At 56.8% G+C, this 1,292-nt stretch carries 1 protein-coding gene; it reads left to right on the top strand.

Going from position 1 to position 1,292, the window contains the following annotated elements:
- Window positions 1–305 precede the first annotated feature (305 nt).
- Window positions 306–1,229, top strand: coding sequence for a fructosamine kinase family protein (locus NW818_RS12100; RefSeq protein WP_414424690.1), 924 nt, complete (start codon window positions 306–308; stop codon window positions 1,227–1,229).
- Window positions 1,230–1,292: the final 63 nt, after the last annotated feature.

Below are 1,292 nucleotides of genomic sequence, written 5' to 3'. Positions count from 1 at the left end.
CCAGAAGCTCGACTGAAGGATAGAGCCCGGTCTGGCGTCCAACCCGTCATGCCAGCGGGACGGAGTCCTCGCGCTATTGACTGTGCTCTTGAGAATGAGAAGGTGAAAGTAGCACAAAAAAAGAGTTATGGTCATTTCAATTAAACCAGGAGACTGCGCCCACACCTAAAACTTTGAATGCACGGGGCCATAGGGCTTTTCTCAATGGCCCAGGCAATGGCTCAGGCGTCTCACCCTAACCTGAAATGACTACCCGAAATGACCATAAGTACCTGTTTTTCTCCGACAATTGACTTTTGCTGCTGATGCAAACTCTTTGGCAGACCATCGCCCAGCACCTTTCAGAAGCAACAGGGGATCCCATCCAGCCCCTACAGTATCGTTCTGTGGGCGGAGGCAGCATCAACGCCACCTATCGGTTTTCCTGCGCTTCCCAAAGCCCTCTTGCAGAAGGGGTAAAAGACTACTTCGTCAAATTGGCCCGTGGGGGAGAAAGGGCGCTGGAGATGTTTGCAGCGGAAGCTGCGGGCTTGCGAACCCTGGCGGCTGCCCAGGCCATTCGCGTACCTCAGCCCATTGTCTGGGGATCCGTAGGAGAGCAGGCCTACTTGGTGCTGGAATACCTGGAGCTAACCTCGCCCCGTCCGCACACTGCGGGTTTATTGGGATCCCAGTTGGCCCAGTTGCACCGCACCCTATCCCCCAACGGCAGCTACGGCTGGGAGCGCGACAACACCATCGGCTCTACGCCTCAGATCAACAGTTGGCGGCAGAGCTGGCTGGACTTCTACCGGGATCAACGGCTGCTCTACCAGGTCAGGCTGGCTTGTCAGCGAGGCTACCGGGGTGAGTGGGTGGCCCAAGCCGAACGGGTAATGGCGGAGCTGGAAGCCTTTTTTCAGGACTACAGGCCAGAACCCGCTCTGTTGCATGGAGATCTGTGGGGCGGCAACTACGGGGCCTTGCCCGATGGATCCCCGGTGATTTTCGATCCGGCCACCTACTACGGGGATCGGGAGACAGATCTGGCGATGACAGAACTGTTTGGCGGCTTTCCGCCGGAGTTCTATCGGGCTTATCAGCAGACCTATCCTTTGGATAAGGGATATCCTCACCGCAAGCCCCTCTACCAGCTCTACCACTGGCTCAACCATCTCAACCTGTTTGGAGAGGGCTACCTGGCCTCGGTGCAGCGGGCTTTGCGGCAGTGTTTGCAATTTCTTGGATAAATCGTATGGTTGTTCAGGTTAAGATGAGACGCCTGGGCTACTGATCGCGCCAGCGGGACGGAG

The sequence above is a fragment of the Synechococcus sp. R6-5 genome, from assembly GCF_047461775.1.
In the GTDB taxonomy this organism is placed as follows: domain Bacteria; phylum Cyanobacteriota; class Cyanobacteriia; order Thermostichales; family Thermostichaceae; genus Thermostichus.
Note: the sequence above shows the minus strand (reverse complement) of the source record. Positions and strands in the feature narration are given on the sequence as shown.

Bases quoted from the DNA above. Each gene is read 5' to 3' on its own strand.
- NW818_RS12100 (WP_414424690.1), top strand. From the start codon at position 306: ATGCAAACTCTTTGGCAGACCATCGCCCAGCACCTTTCAGAAGCAACA.